This window comes from Pseudomonas sp. SWI44, from assembly GCF_002947915.1.
In the GTDB taxonomy this organism is placed as follows: domain Bacteria; phylum Pseudomonadota; class Gammaproteobacteria; order Pseudomonadales; family Pseudomonadaceae; genus Aquipseudomonas; species Aquipseudomonas taiwanensis.
In genome coordinates this window covers 5,096,178-5,116,833 of the sequence record NZ_CP026674.1, presented here as the reverse complement: position 1 = coordinate 5,116,833, position 20,656 = coordinate 5,096,178, and the positions used below count along the sequence as shown (strand labels likewise).

Below are 20,656 nucleotides of genomic sequence, written 5' to 3'. Positions count from 1 at the left end.
TCAATGTCTTACAGTCTTGAGGACTGCGCATGTCAACGTCTGGTAAGTCTTCCGTCAGCGTCCTGGGCCTGGGTGCCATGGGCGGTGTACTCGCCCGCACCCTGTTGCAATCCGGGCATGCTGTAACCATCTGGAATCGCAGTCCTGAGCGCGCGACGACCTTGGTCCAGGAAGGAGCCAGCCTCGTCCGCAGCGCCAACGAAGCGATCGAGGCAAGCAACCTGATCATCATTTGCATGATCGACAAAGCCGCTTCAGAGGACGTATTGAGCCGCCTGGACCCGTTGCTGGACATGCACGGCAAAACTATCGTCAACATGAGCACCGGTACAGTGGACGATGTGCAGCGCATCGCCAGCTTGGTGGAACACCGCAATGGGTTTTACATCGACGCCGGCATCATGTGCTACCCCAAGGACATCGGCGGTCAACACACCACCATCCTCTATTCGGGCAACAGCGACGCCTACCACAGCCATGAACACATCCTGAAACGGCTGGCAGGCAACTCGAAGTTTCTGGGCAGCGATCCGACCGCCTGCACCCCGGCCTACCTTGCGCTCTACGCCTTCTACTTCGGCGCCTTTGCTGCCTGGCTGGAAGGGGCTGTACTCGCTTCATGCGCTGGCATTTCAATTCAGGATTTCAAGGCCCTGTCGCCGATCATGAGCGACATGCTGGTAGACGGCATCAACACTGCCGCCGACCGTATCGCAGCCAGCAACTACAGCGGCGAGCAAGCGTCGGTCGATGTGCATGTCGCAGGCCAGGAAGTGGTGCTCGAGGCACTGCAAGGTGCAAACGCCCCCCACGCCAGCACCGACGCCTATCTGACCTACTGCAGGCTGGCCCAGGCCGCTGGCATGGGCGAATTGGATATTGCATCGCTGTTCAAAGCCATGCAGCCGTGAGTCGATAATCTCCAGGATTCCCCCATGAGCACCTCACACAAGCGTATTGCCGTCATCGGCCTCGACCACTTCGGCAGCAACATTGCCCGGACGCTTTCCAGACACGGATTCGAAGTAGCCGGGCTGGACCCGCTACGCGGCAATCAAGTAGCGCCTTGTGAAGGTTTCAAACTGCTGCGCAACCTGGAGCAGGCGATCGACAGCAGCGATGTCGTGATCACCTGTTTTCCCGATCAACTGTTGATGAATGCACGCTTGTGCAGCCCTGAAGCAACCTTTGGCCTGCACGGCAAGGCGCTCATCAGCTTCAACACCGCGCAGACACGCCCCGCCGCATCGGCCCGGTCGATGGGCGAATGGACCCGCAGCGAACAGATCGACTACCTCGAAGTCAGCCTCAACAGCCAGGCCGATGCGATAGGCCAACATGACTGCGAACTGCTCTGCTCTGGCTCTCTGAAGGCTTATCAGAAGCTTCAGACACTGTGCAGGACACTGGGCGTCAGGCTGACTTATCTGGGCAACGATTGTGGCGCAACCCTGAAGGGCTGACCCCGCCTCTTCCCTACCTGCTGACGGTGATCCATGCATATGAACCTGTCGATCAAACTGAAAATCGTTTTCTTGACAGGGCTCTGCCTGTTGCTCTGTCTGGCCGCGGTGATCGCGGCCAACCTCTATCAAATGAATCGAACCGATCAAATGGCCGAACAACGCAGCAGCGCGCTACTGGAAGAGAGTGCGCGCCTCCAACTGACCACTAGCGGCGCCGTACAACGCCAGCTGATTGAGAAAAAATTCAGTGACGCGTTGTTATTCGGGCAAGAGTTCAACAGACAGTTGCTGGCCTTGCGCTCTCAGATATCCACGGGCCGTGCGCAGGAACATGAGGTACGCAAGGAGATCATCGAGCAAAGTCATAGAGCGCTGGCCGCGCACCCCGAAATGCTCGGCCTGTTCGTCACATTTGAGCCTGGCCGGCTCGGTGGCAACGATGGCGCATTCATCGGCATGGACGAACTCGGCGGCAATGACAGCGGGCGTTTTTCAAGCTACTGGTCCCAGGTCGATCCGTCCCAACCGCAATACGCCGTCTATCCGGAAGAGCTGTTTACCCGCACCACCCCCGACGCCAGCGGTACTCCGTACAACTACTGGTATACCTGTGCGCTGAAGACGCGTGCGCAATGCCTGACCTCTCCCTACCAGGATATTCTGAACGGCCAGTCCGTGACCGTCATCTCAATGGCCATTCCTCTGCTGGACGCTGGAAACGTCATTGGCATGACCGTCGTCGATATCAACATTTCCGATCTTCAGAAGCAGAGCCAGGAACTAGCTGGCGGACTGTATGGTGCAAACGTTGTAGTCAGCATTATCAGCAATACCGGCGTAGTCGCAGCAAAAAGCGATGATGCGCACGCCAGCGGCAAAAACAGCGCTGACATATGGCCAGGCACAGGCAAGACCTACAGTGCTGCTCAGCTTCCGCCCCAACCCCAAGCGACACGGCGAGGCGAGCATTACCAGTTGCTCGTACCTTTCAATCCTATACCAGGCAATGCGGCATGGGCGGTGAATATCGATGTGCCCTGGAAAGTATTGATGTTACCTGCCCGTACGTTGACCACGATATTGACCGAGCAACGCCAGGCCGCAACGCTGAATGTCGTATTACTAGGAGGGTTGTTGGCCTTCATCGGGTTGATCTTGATCGCATGGAGTATTCGCAGCGCGTTGGCGCCGCTCCATTCGATCACCCAGCGGATCCAAGACATTGCGGTTGGCGACGGCGATCTCACTCAACGCATCAGTTACTCGCAACAGGACGAGCTGGGCTTGCTGGCCGGTTGGTTCAACCGTTTTCTTGACAAGCTGCAACCGATCATCCGAGACATTCAGCAAACTTCGCTGCAAACCCAACATGCCGCAAGACAAGCCTCCCACCTGGCGACTCATTCGCACGAACAGTTGCTGCAACAGGCAAGCGAAGTCGACCAGGTGGCCACCGCCTCCAATGAAATGGCCGCGACGGCCCATGAGGTCGCACGTAGCACTGCGTCAGCCGCGCAAGCCGCGTATGACACTGATCAGGCGGCAAGCCGGGCACGCAGCGAAGTGGGCCGCGCCACCCAGGTTATTGAAACCTTGGCCTCGGAAATGAACGACAGCATGCTTCTAGTCGAGAGCCTCGCCTTGAGCAGCGCGAAAATCAGCGATGTGCTGGATGTGATTCGAAGCATCGCTGAACAGACAAACCTGCTGGCCTTGAACGCAGCCATTGAAGCTGCCCGTGCAGGAGAGGCAGGCCGCGGTTTTGCCGTGGTGGCCGATGAGGTGCGGACACTTGCGCGACGAACTCAGGAGTCGGTGATTGAAAGCCAACACGTGATCGAACTGCTGCAAGACAATACCCGCACCGTTGTCAGTGCAATGCATAGCAGCCAGGGGCTGACTACCCAAGGTGTGGAAGAGGTACGCCGTGCGGTCGAGTCTCTGCGCGCGATCAGCACCGCCGTTGGCTCTATCAATGAAATGAATGTACAGATAGCCACCGCCACGGAGGAACAAAGTGCGGTTGCTGAAGAGATCAATACCAACGTCAATGCCATCCGCGACCTGAGCCTTACCCTCGGTAAAGGCGGTAGGGAGTCCTCTCAACTCAGTGAAAGCCTGGATGGCCTGGCCATCGATCTCACCCAGAAGACGCAACAGTTCCGCGTATAGGGCCATGTTATTCACTTAGAGCTGCTTTGCAGCCCGCACGGATGGCCCGGATTCATGGGCCTTGCAAGGGTCCTGTAGGAGCGGGCTTGCCCACGATGGGCCGCACAGCGGCCCCAGGATCGTATGGATACCACCTAAATGCACAGCACTACGCGTGACTGGGCATTCTTCTCTTCTTCCTTTTATCGAAATTATGCGCACTGACATTCATCTGTCACTTGACCTAGGTCGGTCGACCGTATTTAATCAGTCACATGACCTAGTAATTGCGAAAGCGATTTCCGGGTTTGATCCAAATTCAATTCCTACCTGATAGACCAACAAAAACAGGGGACTGCGTGATAGCCCCGAGGGCAGGAGAAAAAAATGAGGTCAAAGACCCACAGCGTCACCGTGTTGGCCCTCAGCCCGGTGACGTCCGTTTCAAACGGTTTCTTTCAGTCCAGCGTCATTGGCCTGGTGTCACAGTACGATCCCCTGCCGCTATTGGACCTTCCCAAACTGCCCACACCACCCCCGGTTATCTCGAATAAATCCATGCGAGCGATGCGTTGCGCCAGCGCGATTTAACGCCGTCATCTTTGCTTGGTTACATCAGTGAGGGCAGTACAATGGGACTGATCGAAACGACACCTATCACATTGGACGACAAGGTTTTTTCCACCGCGGAGATCCTGGCGGCAGCCAGCTTGGTGAATGCGGATGAATACTTGGTGAATGAGTGCCTGGCAGCAGGCTCCATGACGCTTTCTGACCTAAGCAACCCGCAGACCAGGATTTCGCTCAATCAGCAATCGCGGATTCATGCCGCGTTCAATCTCAAGGCCAGTAACCCACTACTGAGCCTGCAGGTCGGCAAGCGTCTGCACCTGACCTCATACGGCATTGTCGGTTTCGCCATGCTCAGCAGTGCCACCTTGCGCGAAGCTCTGGAAACCGCACGGCAGTTCGGGCTGCTGATCAATCTGAAGATGGGCCTGCAGTTGAGCGTCGAGAATGGCGTGGCCCTGCTTGAGCTCAGTGATCAGTACGGCTTGATCAGCCCTGAGAATGCCTTCTGGTATTACCTGGAAGTGTCAAAGCTGCTAACGCTGCTTCATGACATCCTGGGGCGCGACTTCAGCTGCGAGGGCATTGACCTGGGCATTGATGCCGCATCTGACCAGCAAACGACCATTCGGGAAAGTCTCGGTGTGGAGGTACGTTTCAACTGCGAGCGCACCGCCATTCGGTTTTCACCGCATTGGCTCGATAACAAGCTGCCACAGTCCAACACCATCACTCACGCCAGTTGCAAAGCCAACTGTCAGTCGCAACTGAGTGAAATCGTCCAGAAATACGACATCAGCTACCAAGTCCAGAATCTGTTGCTCAGTTCCGGCCCATGCATCGCATCACTGTCCGAAATCGCCGACCAGTTGCACCTGTCGCCTCGCACGCTGCGCCGACGCCTCGATGCCTTAGGCACCTCCTATAACTCGCTGCTGGTGGAAGTACGCAAGAAGTTGGCCATTCGCTACTTGCTCAACACGCCCATGACGACCGAGGCGATTTCAGAACAACTCAACTACAGCGATGCGGCGAACTTTCGCCATGCCTTCAAACGCTGGACCGGGCGCTCACCACGCGAATACCGCGTGCTCAACAACGCAGGCAAGCATGCCTCACGGTTTGGGCAAGGTAAGACCGGTGTGGGCTTAGGGCTTTCAAACGCCGTTGGGTTAGGCGCGAGCTTGTAACGCACCGTTATTGGTACTTCAGAAACGAGGATGGCTTTTGATGGATATGAAACTGGCTGGGAAGGTCGTTGTGATCACTGGGGCAAGCACCGGACTTGGGCGCGGTATTGCGCTGAAACTGGCTGAGGAAGGCTCATGTCTGGTGGTTGGTGACATTCAGGAGGCCAGCAATCCTGACGGCTTCGACAAACAGCCTGAATTGACTACTGCCGAGCTGATTATCGCGCGTGGCGGCCAGGCGCTTTACCAGCGTTGCGATGTGACCCGTAGCGAAGACCTGACAGCCCTCGTCGACGCCGCTACCCGTCGATTCGGGCGCATCGACATCATGATCAATAACGCCGGTGTCTATCGCGATGGCAAACTCATTCACGAGTTTGCCGAGGCGGACCTGGACCTGTGCCTGAACGTCAACGTCAAGGGCACGTTCTTCGGAGCCCAAGCAGCTGTCAGAGCCTTCCTGCAACAAGGTGGCGGCGGCAACATCATCAACTTGGTCTCCACAGCGGGCTTACAGGGCCACCCCTGGCAGTCGGTATACAACATCTCCAAGGCTGCACAGGCCAACATGACCCGATGCCTGGCCATTGAATACGGTCACGAAGGCATTCGCGTCAATGGCATCTGCCCAACGTATGCCAAGACCGCATTAACCCGTGCCCTGATGGAACAACCTGGGTATGTCGATGACTTCGCCGAAACCATTCCGCTCAAGCGCTGGGGTGAAATCAATGACGTCGCCGACCTGGCTGTGTTCCTGGCCTCGGAGCGCTCCAGCTATATCCATGGCGCCCTGGTACGCATCGATGGTGGTGAAACCCTTTCGCGCTATTCGGTCTGACCTAGCAAGGCTGCGCCTTGCATCGTCAGCTGGCGATGGGCCGCGTTGCGGCCCAAACCACTGCGAGGGGTTACAGCGAGCTGACCAGATGCCCTCCATCCACCGCCAACGTCGCCCCCGTCATGAAGCTGCCCGCAGCGCTAGCAAGCAATAGCAACGGGCCATCCAGTTGCTCCAGTTGCCCAAGCTTGCGCATCGGCACCGCCGCCTTGATATACGCCTGGCCTTTCTCTGAAGCGAAGTAGCTGTCGTTCATTTCAGTCTGGAAATACCCAGGGGCAATGGCGTTGACCCTGATGTCATACCGCGCGAATTCCAGTGCCAGTGCCTTGGTCAACTGCAACACCCCGGCCTTGGCCGCGCAGTAGTGGCTCAAGCCCGTGCCCACACGCTCGCCAAGGATAGATGCGATGTTGACGATGCTGCCGCCCCGACCTGCCTTGGCCAGGCGCTGAGCCGCACATTGGGCCACCCGCCAGACACCGTCGAGATTGGTGGAGATCATGGTGCTCCACTCCTGCTCGCTGACGTCCAACGCTTTGACCGCGCCTCCTACACCGGCATTGTTGATGACCACATCGACCACACCGAACGCTTGCTCAGCCCGATCGAAGGCAGCCTCGACACTCGCCCGCGAGGTGACATCCAGAGCCACCGCAATCACCTCGCCGCCTTGAGCGCGCAACTGCTCGGCCAACGTGTGCAAACGCTCCTCTCGCCGTGCGGCAAGCACCACTTTTGCACCGGCACAGCTGACCACTTGCGCGAAGTGCGCGCCCAAACCGCTGGAAGCCCCCGTGACCAGCACCACTTTTCCTTGCAATGAAAACAGGTTACTCATCACAACACCTCGAACAGGCCAGCGGCACCCATGCCGCCGCCCACACACATGGTAATCACGACGTACTTGACGCCTCGCCGTTGCCCTTCCAATAACGCATGGCCCACCATTCGGGCACCACTCATGCCATAAGGATGGCCAATAGCAATGGCACCACCGTTGACATTCAATCGTTCGTTGGGGATGCCCAGCTTGTCCCGGCAATAAATCACCTGGCAAGCGAACGCTTCGTTCACCTCCCACAGGCCGATATCTTCCACTCGCAGCCCATGCTGCCTGAGCAACCTGGGCACGGCCAGCACAGGCCCGATACCCATTTCTTCAGGTGCGAGCCCGGCCACGGTGATGCCTCGATACAGACCCAAGGGTTCAAGGTTGCGGCGCTCAGCCAAGCGGCCGTCCATCAGCACGCAGGCACTGGCGCCGTCAGACAACTGGCTGGCATTGCCGGCTGTGATGCTCCCGCCCTCAACCACCGCTTTGAGATTACCCAGGTCCTCGAGCCGGGTACTGGGGCGGTTACCTTCGTCCAGATTGAGCGTGACGGGCTCAAGGCTGACAACGCCCGTGATCTTGTCGACAAATGTCCTGGTAGCGCTCACCGAAATGATCTCGTCGGCGAACAGGCCGGCGCGCTGCGCTGCGGCGACCCGTTGCTGCGACTGCAGCGCATAGGCATCCTGACTGTCGCGACTGATGCCGTAACGTTGCGCAACCCTCTCAGCGGTTTGCAACATGGGCATGTAGGCATGAGCGACATGCTTCTCGACGCGAGGATCGCGTTCAGCGAACGCCCACTCCATGTTTCTGGATTGCACGGCGCTGATATTTTCCTGGCCCGCACCGATGACCACCCGCATGCCATCGTGAATGATCTGTTTGGCCGCGGTCGCGATCGCCATCAGGCCCGAAGCGCATTGGCGATCAATAGTTTGCCCGGCCACACTCAATGGCAAGCCGGCGGCCAATGCGCTCATGCGCCCCAGATTCCAGCCTGCGGTACCACTAGGCATGGCGGTGCCCATCACCAAGTCTTCGATTTCACCGGGTTCGACCCCTGCCCGCTCTACGGCAGCCGCAATGGCAAACGACGCCATGCTGGGAGACTTGAGACTATTGAAAGAGCCCTTGAACGCCTTGGCGATGGGGGTTCGGGCAGTTGAAAGAATGACAGCGTCCGACATGATCAGATCTCCTTGAGTGGGTGCCTTAAAGGCGCTGAATGCGAGCGTGCCCAGCGGCCACCAGGCGTTGCAGCAAAGGGGCCGGCTCAAACCACATCTGCCCGTACCCGCCCAGTTGCTCACGATAGTGCTCGATACCTGCCAGGACCCGGCCTAGCCCGAGTCGCTCGGCATAGTGCAGAGGGCCGCCGAGCCAGGCCGGGAAGCCGTAGCCATTGATCCACACCAGGTCGATATCACCGCTGCGCTGGGCAATACCGTCATCCAGCAGTTGGATGCCTTCGTTGATCAGCATGAACAGGCAGCGATCATGAATTTCCTCATTACTGATCGCTCGACGCGCAATGCCGAGCTCATGGGCCAGCACCTCCGCGCAGGCCACCACCTCATAGTCCTCGATACGCTCGCGACCTTCATAGCGGTAGAAACCGCGACCGGTCTTTTGCCCGTAATGGCCGTGGCTGTACAACTCATCCGCCAGCTTGAAATAGCTGGCGTCATGGGCAATCGCTTCACGCCGGGACTCACGCACCAGGTAGCCGACATCGATCCCGGCCAAGTCGTACATCGACAGCACGCCCATCGCCAGACCCAGGTCGGTCAGCACGCCGTCCACCTGGGCCGGGGTTGCGCCTTCCAGTACCAGCCGGTGCGCTTCACGGGCATAGGGTTCGAGCATTCGGTTGCCGATAAAGCCAAAACACACACCGGAAACAACGGCGATCTTGTCGATACGCCGGGCAAGGTCCAGGGTGGTCGCCAGCACTTGCGCCGATGTCTCGCGTCCGCGCACCACTTCCAGCAGGCGCATGATGTTGGCGGGGCTGAAGAAGTGCAGCCCGATCACGTCTTGCGGGCGTCGGGTGACGGCTGCAATCAAGTCCACATCCAGGGTTGACGTGTTGGTCGCCAGAATGGCACCCGCCTTGCACACCTCATCCAGGGTGCGGAAGACGTTCTGCTTGATCGACAGGCGCTCGAACACGGCCTCAATCACCAGGTCGGCCTGGGCAATGTCGGCGTATTCCAGGGTTCCTGTGATCAGGGCCATACGTGCGTCGAGTTGCTGCGGGGTCAGCTTGCCGCGTTTGACGCTGCTGTCGTACTGCTTGCGAATCTGCGCGAGCCCCCGGTCCAGCGCTTCGCCCTTGAGTTCCAGCAGGGTGACCGGGATGCCGGCATTGGCGAAGTTCATGGCGATGCCGCCGCCCATGGTCCCCGCGCCGATCACGGCAACACGCTGCACCGGGCGAAGCGCGATATCTTTGCTGACGCCCGGTATCTTCAAGGCTTCGCGCTGGGCGAAAAACTGGTGGCGCAAGGCCGTTGACTGGGCAGAGGATTCGGCCTGCGCAAACAGCGCATGCTCTTTGGCCAAGCCCGCTTGCAACGAACCACTGCAGGCCGCCTGAACAGCTTGCAGGGCAAGGACAGGCGCCAACTGCCCCTTCCAACGCCGAGCGTGGGTGGCGGCGTATTCGTCGAAGAATTGGCTCGGTAACCCTTGTGCCGGGTCCGCATGGCGCCAGGCTGGCTGGGCCGGTGCTGATTCGGCCACTCGGGCGGCGGCAAACGCTGTCGCCGCCGCCAGCAGGTCTTCCCCTTCTGCAACCACCTGGTCAACCAATCCCAGCGCCAGAGCCTTGGACGCCGACACCGGCTCACCGCTGATGATCATCTCCAGTGCCGCTTGCGCACCGATCAGGCGGGGCAGCCGTTGAGTACCGCCGGCGCCGGGCAACAGGCCGATGCGAGTTTCCGGTAGGCCCAACGTGGCATTCGCAGCGCTGATGCGGTAACCACATGCCAGCGCGGTTTCAAGGCCGCCCCCCAGCGCAGTACCGGCAATCGCTGCGACCAGCGGTTTGGGCGACTCGGCCAGCCGACACAACAGGCTGGCAAGGTCTGGCGTCGCGAACGCGGCCGGCGAACCAAACTCGCTGATATCGGCACCGGCGCTGAAAGCCCGGCCCTGCCCATGAATCACCACGGCGCACACCTGGGCATCGGCCAGGGCCCGCTCGAACGCCTCGGCCAGTGCCGCGCGCAGCGGCTGGCCCAGCGCATTGACCGGAGGTCGAGCCAGCCCGATCAGGGCCACCTGGCCTTCCAACCGGTAATCAATCAGTGTCGTCATGAGCGTATTCCTGAAAACTGAAGGCTATTGAGGGAGGTCAGAACCAGCGGTTCTGCATGTCATGGCAAGCGCTGTTACCGGCACAGAGCAATTGGGCGATGCCCTGAAGTTGGACCAACTCCCATTCCATGTAGTACTTCGCCGTGTGCAGCTTGCCGCGGTAGAAGTCGCTTTCTAGCTCAGCAGCACCGTCGAGCAGGGCGCGTTCGGCAATCAGCGCCTGGCGCAACCACACCCAACCCACCAGCACACGACCAAACAGGTCCAGGTAGGCCGTGGCATTGGAAAGGCCTAGGTCTGCATCCTCTGCGACCTGTTGCTGCAATGAGGTGGTCACCTCTTTCAATATCGCCAGGCCTTCGGCCAGTCGCTGGGCCAACGCTCCGCATTCATTCAACCCGCCTGCCTGCTGCAGGCTGTGGCTGACCTGTTCGAGGAACAAGGCATAGCCCCGACCGCCCTTCAAACCCAGCTTGCGGCCGAGTAAGTCAAGGGCCTGGATACCCTCGGTGCCTTCATGAATGGGATTGAGACGATTGTCTCGGTACAACTGCTCCAGCGGATACTCGCGGGTATAGCCCGCACCGCCGAGGATCTGGATGCCAAGGTCGGAGGCCACCAGGCCATAACGCGACGGCCAGGTCTTGACCATTGGGGTGAGTAGATCGAGCAGTTGCGCAGCGTCATCGCGAGCCTGCTCGGTGCTCTCGGTGTGGGCATCTTCAACTAGGCTGCTGGCGTAGAGGCACAGCGCCAGGGAGCCCTCGGCATAGGCCTTTTGCATCAGCAGCATGCGCCGCACGTCAGCGTGCTCGATGATCGGCACCTGGCGCGTCAAAGGGTCCTTGCAGCTGGCCAGACGCCCTTGGGGCCGCTCGCGGGCGTAATTAAGCGCATGCAGATAACTCTGGTAGCCAAGGCTGGCAGCCCCCAGGCCGACACCGATCCGGGCTTCGTTCATCATCTGGAACATATAGGCCAGGCCTTTGTTGGCTTCGCCCACCAGATAGCCGACCGCGCCATCGCGCTCGCCGAAACTCAGTACGGTCGAGGTGGTGTTGCGGTAACCCATCTTGTGCAACAGCCCGGCAAGGGCCACATCATTGCGCGGCCCGATCGAGCCATCCGCATTGACGTTGTACTTGGGCACCACGAACAACGAGATCCCCTTCACCCCGGCAGGTGCGCCTTCGATGCGGGCCAGCACCAGATGCACGATGTTTTCGGTGATCTCGTGGTCCCCCCCCGAGATAAACATCTTTTGCCCGAACACCCGGTAGCTGCCATCGTCAGCCGGCACCGCACGGGTGCGCAGGTCACCCAACGCCGAACCCTGGCCCGGCTCGGTCAACGCCATGGTGCCACTGAAACGACCAGCGAACATGGCCGGCAGGAAACGCTGCTGCAGCTCGCGGCTCGCGAAACTCTTGATCAGGTTCGCCGCGCCAATACTCAGGAACGGGTACCCCGTGGTGGCGATATTGGCGGCATTGAAGTACGCCATGCAGGCACGTAGAAGCACTTCCGGCAATTGCAGGCCACCGTCGGCAAAGTCGTGGTGCGCAGACAAGAAACCGGCATCGGCAAACGCTGCCCAGGCCTGTCCGGTTTCAGGAATCAAGCTGACGCGCTCACCATCGAAGATGGGCTCGTTATGGTCGGCCTTGTGATTGTGCGGTGCGAAAAACTCGGCCGCCACCTGACGTGCAGTTGCAAGCGTGGCGTCGAAGACCGAACGGTCATGCTCGGCGTAACGCTCACGCCCGAGCAGGGCCTGAGTATCAAGAAACTCGTACAGCAGAAACTGAAGATCGCGTTCGTTGAGCAACATAAAAGTGAATCCCGCCGTGAAGAGTCATGAGCGAAAACGTCTTTGATGTTGTATCAGCGTACGCTGGGCCGTGCTTCAAACCATGGGTGGAGTTTGGGATGGAATTGTCACGACCCTGGGTGGAGGGTCAGCTCAGCAAACCCACACTGCGGGCCTTACGCACGGCCTCATCGCGGTCATTGACCTCAAGCTTGCGAAACAGGTTATTGATATGGGTCTTGACGGTACTCAGGCTGACAAACAGGGATTCGGCGATTTGGGCATTGCTCTGCCCCTTTGCCATACGTTGCAACACTTCACGCTCACGCCGAGTCAGAGGCTCGGCCAGACGCTGGGCCGGTTCGAGCGTTTTGAATAGGCTCGGCATCAGCTGCTTCAACTGTTGCGGGCTGGGCAGAGCTCGTTGCAGCTCATACTGCTTACGAGCTTCAGGCGAGATCAACTGCTGGAACAGATCACTCAGGCTTCCCCCTTCAAAATGCAGCAATTGGCCCAACTGGTGCTCGCAGGCCAAGGCAAGCGCCTCGTCCAGCACGCGCATAGCATGTGGCTGATCGCTCTGGTCCATGGCCATACTGCCCTCAAGCAGCAACAGGTCCAGTTTGAGCCTTCGGTGGTGCTGCTCCTCGGCCAACTCGTTGAGTGCCTGCAAGCGTTGCACCACCACCGCCCGCTGCCCAAGGTGACGTTGCACCCAGGCATAAGCGAGGGTCTCGTCGGGCTGAACATCCTCAGCGTATCGCTGTTTGCACCAATGCCACTCCCCCAGCCAATCCAGGAGAAAATTCTGATCGCCATGGCGAACGGCATGCCGGAGCCTCCAGGCGCCTGCCAGCCGATACACGCGCCATTGCCCGAACGTCTTGGCCAGGCGCCGTGCCTCATCCCAACGCGCAACGGCACGGGCAGGATCTCCGAGCGCGTCGAACAGACAGGCCTGATGATGGAAAATCAGCGCCAGCGCAGCACTGTGCGGGAAATCCATCGCGATTTTCTCGGCCTTGGCCAGGCTGATGGAGGCAGCGTTCAAGGCATTGCGTTGCATCAGAATCAACCCTTGGCCCAAATGCAGGAAGGCGTCGTAGAAACTACCCGACCTCTTACGCCCATGATGTTCAAGGGCGCCTTCGAAGAAGCGCTGCCGGGCGTGCTCGGTCTTGCCTTGGGCCAGTTCGATCTGGGCAGCCTGCAAGTGTAAGCGATCGGTGTAGCCCTTAAAGCCCAGTGCCGACAACTGCCTCAGGGCCTCTTCGTTCTGGCGCTGGGCATCGTCCAAGCGGCCCAGCGCTGCCAGGCAGCCGGCACTGTTGGCATACAGGATTGCAGTCGCTGCATTGGCTGCGGGGTAGTACTCCAGGGCAGTACGCACCACATCCACCCCGTGACGCAGGTTGCCACCCAACCACGACAGGTGGCTGCGCAGAAATGCAATCGTCTGCATCACCCGATCAAGGTGATACTGACCCGGCTGCCGACTCAGGCGCTTCAACGCACCGATACAAACGCGCGTGCGCTCAATGTCGTTGGTCACGATCAGGGTCGAGGCTTCGGTCATGGCCAAGTTCAGGTGGTCGGAATCGCTGTCACGCAGCGCATGGCCGAGAAAATCGACGATTGCGTTGATTTCACCCTCACGTAGCAGGTCAAAGGTGTGTTGCTCCACCGTATGATACAACGCCTGGGTGTTTTTTGCCCGACCGTACTGATACACCGCCTGGGCATAAAAGGCATTGGCCAACAGCCAATCAGCCGCTTGCTGATGCAGTTGCAACAGTTTCTGGGCATCACGCCGGCGCAGCCGTTGTTGCGCGGTCAAGCGCAAGGCCGGATGGTACTGATAGCGCAAACGCTCACCCGCCCGTTCCTCGATGAACATGTCCAGGTGCAACAGCTTGCGCAACTGCAACTCGGGCTGTCGGTCACCACTCAGGACCGTCGCCAGTTCAAGGTCAAAAGCGCCCACCACTGAGGTGCGCTCAATGAACCCGACCAGCCCCTGAGGCAATCGTCGCAGCAGCTCCTCTTCGATGAACAGCCCGATTTGCCGATAGGAATCCTGAACGGCCCGCGCAAGCCGTTCGGACTGGCTGTCGACACCAGGTAAATCTCGATAGGCCGAGCACCAGAAAAGCACGCCGCTGATCCAGCCCTCGCTCCCTGCCTGCAAGCGATAGAGAAACGCAGGCTCCAGCGCCAGACCCTGGGCCAGTGACAATTGCTGGGTTTCTTCGCCATCGAGCGCCAGGTCACGCGGGCCCAGTACCTGCAGACGCCTGTCCCGCCTCAGATGACTCAGCCCCAGTGCCGGTAAGCCCTCGCTGCTCGCGACAATCTGCAAATACCTGGGCGGATGGTGCAGCAGCGCGTCGAGATAGCCGAGCACCCGCGATGAACGCAGCAGGTGCAGATCGTCCAGGCACAGCGTGTAGGGTGCAGTCAGGCTGTCGAGGTGGCTGCGGATGGCCGCCCAGGCCTGCTCCCTGTCCATGGCATCCGGCAGCCCCTGTTTGAACAACAGTTGATACAGGTGGCCTAGGAAGTTGACCGGTTCGTTATCCGACCGGTCGATACGGTAAAAGCCCTGAGCGGTACCCAACTGCTCCAGCAGTTGGCTCATCAGCACCGACTTGCCATAGCCCAAGGGCGCACGCAACAAGGTCAGTACGCTTTGCGCATGTAACGATTCGACGATCATCCCCAGCCCCCGAAGCCGCGGGATCAGCGTGCAGGGTAAGGGCGCCGGGCGGAATTTGCTCGTATCGATGGGTATCTTCATTAGGACCACGGGAGTGCCTGCACGCTTGCCTCCGAGCGTTTCAGAATTGTGTACGAATCAATTTCTTGTCCAGCTTGCCGACGCTGGTACGGGGAATGTCCGCCACGACACGCACCTCAGTAGGAATGGCCCACTTGGACAGCGCCCCCTGGTTCACATAGCTCATCAAGTGCGTCTTCAGCGCCTCGACATCCAGCGCTGCGGTCGACGGGGTCTGCACTATCAATGCCACAGGGCGCTCCCCCCAACGAGCATCCGGCAACCCCACCACAGCGCATTCCCTGACGTGCGGATGGCGGCTGATCAGGCTTTCGATATCCAGGGAAGAGATCCATTCTCCACCCGTCTTGATCAAGTCCTTGAGCCGATCATGGATATGAACCAGCCCATTGGGATCGATGCTGGCGACGTCCCCTGTGTGCAGCCAACCACCCTGCCACAGCTTCTCGCTGCTGTCAGGGTCCTTGAAATAACCAGTCGTAAGCCAAGGACTGCGTACCAGCAACTGCCCGACCTGATGACCATCTTGAGGCAATGCTTGATGCGCTTCATCCACCAACTTCATTTGCACCAGCGGCGCAATCACTCCCGCACTGCAGCGCCAGTGCAACTGTTGTTCTTCGTCGTCCGGGGTAAGGTCAGCCGGCAAACAGGTCAACGAAATGATCGGGCAGGTTTCCGACATACCGTACGCCCCCCGCACGTCGACGTTCATGGCCAAGGCCTTGCGCGCAAGGCCGGCAGACAACGCCGAACCACCCACCAGCACATGCCAGCCGGATAGATCGGCCTGTGATACCTCAGCCGCATCCAGCACCATGGCCAACAAGGTGGGCACGCAGTGGGAGTAGCTGACACACTCGCTTTCGATCAGCGATGCCAAGAGTTTCGCTTCGTACCGCCCAGGATACACCTGCTTGCACCCCATCATCGTCGCGATGTAAGGCACGCCCCACGCATGCACATGAAACATCGGGGTGATGGGCATGTAGACCTTGTCACGGCTAAGCAAAGGCGACCCGGCGCTGGCATGGGCAGTGGCGCCGGCCAGAGTGTGGAGCACCAGTTGTCGATGGGTGAAATAAACTCCTTTAGGGTTGCCGGTGGTGCCGGTGGTGTAGAACAGGGTTGCCACTGCATTTTCGTCAAACTCCGGGAATTCGAAGTGCGTAGGCTGACAAGTCAACAGCGCCTCGTACTCGCCCAGCACAGGCAATGACGTTTCAGGGCAATGTTCCTGACCCTCGCAGAGTACATAACCCCGAACGCTGGGAAGCTGGCTGTCGATCGACTCTAGTAGCGGAATGAAATCGCGATGGGTCAGCACGAGGGTGTCTTCGGCATGCGCCATGGTGAACTGCACCTGCTCGGCCGCCAGGCGCACGTTCACCGTGTGCAGCACCGCTCCCAGCATCGGGATAGCGAAAAAACACTCCAGATAACGATGGCTGTCCCAGTCCAGCACCGCCACCGTATCCCCTGCCTTGACGCCCAATTCGACCAGCGCATGGGCCAACTGATGAACACGGCGATTGAGCGTCGGATAGTCGTAGCGACTGATGTCTCGATAGACGATCGAATTGCTTCCCGCTGCGCGCACACCGGCCTCAAGCAGGCCTGCAATCAGCAGGGGCGAGGGTTTGAAGCTTTCAGTGCTCGCCAGAAACTTCGGTTGATGAGGCAGGTTCATCATTCCTCCAGTGGCTTTGGATCTTGTCGTTATTGGCCATGTTTATAGCGCGATGCCATGCCTGGATCTTCAACCCCAGGGTGGGATTGCAACAGGTTCGAGATGGACAAAATCACCCGCCCCGCTTCTGCCCAACCTGCTTTCTCCTCCCGTGTATCCGGCAATTTCCACCTTCAGGTTGAAGCAGGGCCAGCCACCGGTGCTCTTAAATGAGCCATCGACCGCGAACCCTCTTCCTCAGGAATCCCAGCTCATGAGCATCTTCAAACCGTTCACTTTCGACACCGTTGCCTCGATCGTTGCCGAATGGGGGGCCGCACGCCGCCTGGGCAACCTACTGGGAGACTGGACCGAGCGTCGCAACCTACTGATTGTTACCGACAAGTTCCTGCACACCGCAGGCCTGCTCGACGCTGCCAAGGCATCACTGCTTGAGGCCGGCTTTGCAGTCAGCGTATTCGACGATGTGGTCGCCGACCCGCCTGAAGCCGTGCTGCATGACTGCGTCGGCCAGGCCCGCGCTGCGAACGTGGACCTGGTGCTGGGTCTGGGCGGTGGTTCGTCCATGGACATCGCCAAGCTGGCCGCCGTGCTGATCCCCTCCAGCCAGGCATTGTCCGAGCTGTATGGCATCGGCAAGGTCAAGGGCAGCCGCTTGCCGCTGGTGCAGGTGCCGACCACTGCAGGCACCGGCTCGGAGGTGACCAACATCACCATCCTGACCACCGGCGAGACGACCAAGATGGGTGTGGTGGCCAACCAGCTCTACGCCGACAAAGTCATCCTCGACGCCGAGCTGACCATCGGCCTGCCGCCGCTGACCACTGCCGCCACCGGCATCGACGCCATGGTGCACGCCATCGAGGCCTACACCAGCCGCCACCGCAAGAACCCGGTGTCCGACGCCTTGGCCCGTGAAGCCCTGCGGCTGTTGGCCGGCAACCTGATCGCAGCCTGTGAAGATGGCAAGAACCGTCTGGCCCGCGAGGCCATGCTGCTCGGCGCAACCCTGGCCGGCCAGGCCTTCGCCAACGCCCCTGTGGCGGCGGTGCACGCCCTGGCCTACCCGCTGGGTGGCCACTATCACATCCCCCACGGTCTATCCAATGCCCTGATGCTGGGCCCGGTGCTGCGCTTCAACTTGAGCGCCGCAGCACCGCTGTATGCCGAATTGGCTGATGTGCTGCTGGGCGCCAGCAGCGCCACCATCACCAGCCGCGCCACGCGGTTTGTGGAATACATGGAAGACCTGATGAACGCCTCCGGCGCACCTCGCCGCCTGCGCGACGTGCAGGTGACCGAGGACAGCCTGGCGCTGCTGGCCAGCGATGCCATGAAGCAGGAACGCCTGCTGCAGAACAACCCGGTCGAGGTGCGTGAAGCAGACGCCCTGGCCCTGTACAAAAAAGCCTTCTAAGCCGGCCTTCTTTCAAGGAACACGCGTATGTCCACTGCACAGAACACCTACGATATCGTCATCCTGGGCGCCGGCTTTGGCGGCCTGGGCATGGGCGCCCAGCTCAAGCTCCAGGGTATCGACAACTTCATCATCCTGGAGCGCGGCCCGCGCATCGGCGGCGTGTGGCGTGACAATGCCTACCCCGGCGCGGCGTGCGATACCGAGTCGCACCTGTACTGCTACAGCTTTCACCCGCACCTGCGGGTCAGCAAGATGTACGCCGACCGCGATGAGTTGCTGCGCTACATGGACTCCATGGCCGAGCGCTATGAGCTGATGCCGCACGTTCTGCTCAATAGCGAATTGACCCAGGCACGCTGGGATGAACAGGCCAATACCTGGGCCTTCGAACTGGCCGACGGCACGCAAGTGCAGGGCCGTTTCTTCGTACCCGCCTGGGGGCAACTCAACAAGCCTGCCATTCCGGCGTTCAAAGGGCTGGACAGCTTTGCCGGCGACTACTTCCACTCAGCCCAATGGCCGGAAGGACTGGACCTCACGGGCAAGAAAGTCGCCAGCATCGGGGCAGCGGCCAGCGCCGTGCAGTACGTGCCGGAGGTGGCCAAACAAGCAAGCCATCTGACCGTGTTCCAGCGCAGCGCCAACTGGATCATGCCGCGCAACCAGATCGTCTTTACCCCAGAGCAGCTGGACGCCTACGCCGCAGACCCTTCGCTGTTCGAGGAAAGCCGCCGCAACCTGCACGCGTTCCGCGAAAACGGCTTTGCGCGGACCCGCCACGGCACCGAGGCGCAACAGGAAGGCATCGCCATGGCCACCGGTCACCTGGCCGCCCAAGTACCGGATGCAGCGCTGCGTGCCAAGCTGACTCCAGATTATGAGTTCGCGTGCAAACGCATCCTGCGGTCCGACGACTATTACCCGGCGCTGATGCGTGACAATGTCAGCCTGGAAACCTCTGCAGTCGACCACTTCGTGCCCCAAGGTATCGTCGACAAGAACGGTACCCTGCATGAACTGGACGCCGTGATCTTCGGCACCGGCTTCGAAAGCCAGGCGTTTCATGGCGACCTGCAAGTGACCGGCATCGACGGTCAGACCCTGAGCCAGCAATGGGCACAAGGTGCCGAAGCCTATTTGGGCATGAGCGTGCCGGGCTTCCCCAACCTGTTCATGATCTACGGCCCCAACACCAACCTGAACCACAACTCGATCATCACCATGCTGGAGATTCAGCAGCGCTATATCATTCAGGCCATCCAGGGCCTGGGCAAATACCCGAGCGCCGCCGTGGACGTCAAGCTCGACACCTTCAACGCTTACAATGACGCCCTGCAAACCAATATGCAGTCCTCGGCGTTTTCATCAGACTGCTCCAGCTGGTACAAGAACGCCGCCGGCAAGGTGATCAACAACTGGTCGGGCACCGTGGACGAGTACAAGGCCCTGGCCGCCGACTGGAAGGTCAACGACTACCGCCTGCTTCAGGTCGCGGAGGCGGCAGAGTGAGCGGCGACGCCAACGCGTACGCCGTGCCACTGAACGAGGTCGCCGCCGACGCGGTCGACCTGGTTCGGGCGTTTCGCGACAATGGCGAAATTTCTTTCCAGGACGTGCCGCTGGCAGCGGCGCGCGCCAACTACATCAAGGCCTGCGCCGCCAATGGCCTTCCGGCCCAGGCCGTGGCCGAGGTCTATACCCTGGACTATCCGGTGGCCGGTGGCAGCGCCGCCCTGCGCGTCTACCGCCCTGCCGGTACACCCGCCCAGGCAGTGACTGCGCTGGTGGTGTTCATCCACGGTGGCGGCTGGGTGATTGGCGACCTGGACAGCCACGACGGGCTTTGCCGCGCACTGGCCAACCAAAGCGCGGCCACGGTGGTGGCTGTGGAGTACCGACTGGCGCCGGAGCACCGTTTCCCAATACCGCTGCAGGACTGTGCCGAAGCGCTGCGCTACATCGCCAATCATGCCGAACAGCTCAAGGTGGACCCGGGCCGCACGCTGCTGGCCGGTGACAGCGCGGGCGGCAACATGGCCACGGTGCTGGCCAACGACCCAGAGAGCCAGACGCTGGGCCTGAATATCAAGGGCCAGGTGCTGTTCTACCCGGTCACCGACCTCAGTGCCAGCCAGCCCTCGTACCAGCGCATCACCCGCGGCTTTCCGTTGACGGCCAACTCCATGCGCTGGTTTCGGGCGCAGTACACCGGGCCGCTTACGGACTGGCGCGAAGCACACCTATCGCCGCTGCTGCATGCTGAAGGCCGTCGGCAGCCGCCGCTGTTCATCCTCACCGTGGGGCATGACCCGTTGGCGGATGAAGGCATTGCCTACGCAGCGACAGCTGCTCGGGCAGGGACCTACGTGGAGCATGTGCACCTGCCTGCCCATGCCCACGGATTGCTGACCAGCGCAGGGAAGATCGCCACGGGCCAGCGCGTGCTGACCCAAGCCGCACGCTTCGCTGCCCAAATACTGTCCTGACACCTTGTATGCCGCCAGGCTGCGCTGGCCCCTGCGTACGCTGCAAATCCCCAGCGAGGCAATGGGCCAGCGC

Annotated in this window: 14 protein-coding genes and 1 pseudogene; 9 read left to right on the top strand and 6 right to left on the bottom strand. The window is 60.2% G+C overall.

The annotated features are described in order from the left end of the window. The first annotated feature begins 29 nt into the window (after positions 1-29). The 6 genes and pseudogenes from C4Q26_RS24190 to C4Q26_RS24165 all read left to right on the top strand — a co-directional run bounded on the left by C4Q26_RS24190 (position 30) and on the right by C4Q26_RS24165 (position 6,218). Positions 30-911: an NAD(P)-dependent oxidoreductase gene (locus tag C4Q26_RS24190; protein ID WP_104883748.1), complete on the top strand. Its 882-nt coding sequence runs from the start codon at positions 30-32 to the stop codon at positions 909-911. A 24-nt stretch (positions 912-935) separates the two neighbouring features. After that, positions 936-1,463 (top strand): NAD(P)-binding domain-containing protein, encoded by a 528-nt coding sequence (locus C4Q26_RS24185; RefSeq protein ID WP_104883747.1) that lies wholly within the window; start codon positions 936-938, stop codon positions 1,461-1,463. Between the two features lie 33 nt (positions 1,464-1,496). After that, positions 1,497-2,732, top strand: a pseudogene (locus C4Q26_RS28925) (cache domain-containing protein); the annotation flags it as partial. A gap of 201 nt (positions 2,733-2,933) precedes the next feature. After that, the gene (locus C4Q26_RS28920; RefSeq protein WP_371919611.1) at positions 2,934-3,638 is read left to right on the top strand and encodes a methyl-accepting chemotaxis protein; all 705 of its coding nucleotides are present in this window, start codon (positions 2,934-2,936) and stop codon (positions 3,636-3,638) included. A 551-nt stretch (positions 3,639-4,189) separates the two neighbouring features. Next, positions 4,190-5,377 carry an AraC family transcriptional regulator gene (locus tag C4Q26_RS24170; RefSeq protein WP_158664914.1) on the top strand — a complete coding sequence of 396 codons (1,188 nt, stop codon included), beginning with the start codon at positions 4,190-4,192 and terminating at the stop codon, positions 5,375-5,377. Positions 5,378-5,417: 40 nt separating this feature from the next. Next, entirely contained in the window at positions 5,418-6,218 is an 801-nt protein-coding gene (locus C4Q26_RS24165) for an SDR family NAD(P)-dependent oxidoreductase (RefSeq protein WP_104883743.1), read from the top strand. 70 nt (positions 6,219-6,288) lie between these two features. Here C4Q26_RS24165 and C4Q26_RS24160 read toward each other — a convergent pair whose 3' ends face one another. The 6 genes from C4Q26_RS24160 to C4Q26_RS24135 form a co-directional block, all read right to left on the bottom strand. Continuing rightward, positions 6,289-7,059 carry an SDR family NAD(P)-dependent oxidoreductase gene (locus tag C4Q26_RS24160; protein ID WP_104883742.1) on the bottom strand — a complete coding sequence of 257 codons (771 nt, stop codon included), beginning with the start codon at positions 7,057-7,059 and terminating at the stop codon, positions 6,289-6,291. After that, positions 7,059-8,243 carry an acetyl-CoA C-acyltransferase gene (locus tag C4Q26_RS24155; protein ID WP_104883741.1) on the bottom strand — a complete coding sequence of 395 codons (1,185 nt, stop codon included), beginning with the start codon at positions 8,241-8,243 and terminating at the stop codon, positions 7,059-7,061. The genes C4Q26_RS24160 and C4Q26_RS24155 overlap by 1 nt, the downstream gene beginning before the upstream one ends. A gap of 25 nt (positions 8,244-8,268) precedes the next feature. Further along, positions 8,269-10,380, bottom strand: a complete 2,112-nt coding sequence (locus C4Q26_RS24150) for a 3-hydroxyacyl-CoA dehydrogenase NAD-binding domain-containing protein (protein WP_104883740.1) — start codon at positions 10,378-10,380, stop codon at positions 8,269-8,271. A gap of 37 nt (positions 10,381-10,417) precedes the next feature. Next, positions 10,418-12,211, bottom strand: coding sequence for an acyl-CoA dehydrogenase (locus C4Q26_RS24145; RefSeq protein WP_104883739.1), 1,794 nt, complete (start codon positions 12,209-12,211; stop codon positions 10,418-10,420). A 127-nt stretch (positions 12,212-12,338) separates the two neighbouring features. After that, a complete protein-coding gene (locus C4Q26_RS24140) occupies positions 12,339-14,906 on the bottom strand; it encodes a LuxR C-terminal-related transcriptional regulator (protein ID WP_158664913.1) in 2,568 nt (855 codons plus the stop codon). 121 nt (positions 14,907-15,027) lie between these two features. Beyond that, the gene (locus tag C4Q26_RS24135) at positions 15,028-16,677 is read right to left on the bottom strand and encodes a fatty acid--CoA ligase (protein WP_104883737.1); all 1,650 of its coding nucleotides are present in this window, start codon (positions 16,675-16,677) and stop codon (positions 15,028-15,030) included. A gap of 253 nt (positions 16,678-16,930) precedes the next feature. Here C4Q26_RS24135 and C4Q26_RS24130 point away from each other — a divergent pair, with 253 nt between their 5' ends. Genes C4Q26_RS24130 through C4Q26_RS24120 form a run of 3 tightly spaced genes read left to right on the top strand, consistent with a single transcriptional unit; the run spans position 16,931 to position 20,583 of the window. Next, positions 16,931-18,094, top strand: coding sequence for an iron-containing alcohol dehydrogenase (locus C4Q26_RS24130; RefSeq protein ID WP_104883736.1), 1,164 nt, complete (start codon positions 16,931-16,933; stop codon positions 18,092-18,094). Positions 18,095-18,121: 27 nt separating this feature from the next. After that, the gene (locus C4Q26_RS24125) at positions 18,122-19,606 is read left to right on the top strand and encodes an NAD(P)/FAD-dependent oxidoreductase (protein ID WP_104883735.1); all 1,485 of its coding nucleotides are present in this window, start codon (positions 18,122-18,124) and stop codon (positions 19,604-19,606) included. Continuing rightward, positions 19,603-20,583, top strand: coding sequence for an alpha/beta hydrolase (locus tag C4Q26_RS24120; protein WP_177429848.1), 981 nt, complete (start codon positions 19,603-19,605; stop codon positions 20,581-20,583). The genes C4Q26_RS24125 and C4Q26_RS24120 overlap by 4 nt, the downstream gene beginning before the upstream one ends. Positions 20,584-20,656: the final 73 nt, after the last annotated feature.

Bases quoted from the DNA above. Each gene is read 5' to 3' on its own strand.
- C4Q26_RS24150 (WP_104883740.1), bottom strand. From the start codon at position 10,380: ATGACGACACTGATTGATTACCGGTTGGAAGGCCAGGTGGCCCTGATC.
- C4Q26_RS24125 (WP_104883735.1), top strand. From the start codon at position 18,122: ATGTCCACTGCACAGAACACCTACGATATCGTCATCCTGGGCGCCGGC.
- C4Q26_RS28920 (WP_371919611.1), top strand. From the start codon at position 2,934: ATGGCCGCGACGGCCCATGAGGTCGCACGTAGCACTGCGTCAGCCGCG.
- C4Q26_RS24145 (WP_104883739.1), bottom strand. From the start codon at position 12,211: ATGTTGCTCAACGAACGCGATCTTCAGTTTCTGCTGTACGAGTTTCTT.
- C4Q26_RS24130 (WP_104883736.1), top strand. From the start codon at position 16,931: ATGAGCATCTTCAAACCGTTCACTTTCGACACCGTTGCCTCGATCGTT.
- C4Q26_RS24185 (WP_104883747.1), top strand. From the start codon at position 936: ATGAGCACCTCACACAAGCGTATTGCCGTCATCGGCCTCGACCACTTC.
- C4Q26_RS24160 (WP_104883742.1), bottom strand. From the start codon at position 7,059: ATGAGTAACCTGTTTTCATTGCAAGGAAAAGTGGTGCTGGTCACGGGG.
- C4Q26_RS24155 (WP_104883741.1), bottom strand. From the start codon at position 8,243: ATGTCGGACGCTGTCATTCTTTCAACTGCCCGAACCCCCATCGCCAAG.
- C4Q26_RS24140 (WP_158664913.1), bottom strand. From the start codon at position 14,906: ATGATCGTCGAATCGTTACATGCGCAAAGCGTACTGACCTTGTTGCGT.
- C4Q26_RS24190 (WP_104883748.1), top strand. From the start codon at position 30: ATGTCAACGTCTGGTAAGTCTTCCGTCAGCGTCCTGGGCCTGGGTGCC.
- C4Q26_RS24165 (WP_104883743.1), top strand. From the start codon at position 5,418: ATGGATATGAAACTGGCTGGGAAGGTCGTTGTGATCACTGGGGCAAGC.
- C4Q26_RS24135 (WP_104883737.1), bottom strand. From the start codon at position 16,677: ATGAACCTGCCTCATCAACCGAAGTTTCTGGCGAGCACTGAAAGCTTC.